Annotated in this window: 1 protein-coding gene; it reads right to left on the bottom strand. The window is 68.0% G+C overall.

Annotated elements, in window-relative coordinates:
• Positions 1 to 415 (bottom strand): enoyl-CoA hydratase-related protein (locus tag HX774_RS19665; RefSeq protein WP_218650555.1); only part of this gene is annotated, 415 nt, incomplete at both ends.

The raw sequence follows: 415 nt of genomic DNA, 5'->3' as shown, positions 1-415 counted from the left end.
CGCCCAGGTTGATCTCGGGCTGGCCGAACTTGGCCGTCTCCGAGGCGATGATGAAGTCGCACAGCATGGCCAGTTCGCAGCCGCCGCCCAGGGCATAGCCCGACACCGCCGCGATGATCGGCTTGCGGAAGCCAGCCACCCGGTCATGGGCGCGGGCGAAGAAGTTGCCGCGGTACATGTCGGCATAGGCCTGGTCCGCCATCTCCTTGATGTCGGCGCCGGCGGCGAAGGCCTTCACCGAGCCCGTCAGGACGATGCAGCGCACGCTGTCATCGTCGGCCACGCTCTCCAGGAAGTCGCCGAGCTCGCCGGTCAGGGTGGTGTTCAGCGCGTTCAGCGCCTCGGGCCGGTTCAGGGTGACGACCGCATAGCCGTCCGCGTGGCGTTCGATCAGCAGGGTGGAATAGGCGTCGGC

Origin of the sequence: Brevundimonas sp. P7753 (assembly GCF_013386595.1) — a bacterium.
Lineage (GTDB): Bacteria > Pseudomonadota > Alphaproteobacteria > Caulobacterales > Caulobacteraceae > Brevundimonas > Brevundimonas bullata.
Note: the sequence above shows the minus strand (reverse complement) of the source record. Positions and strands in the feature narration are given on the sequence as shown.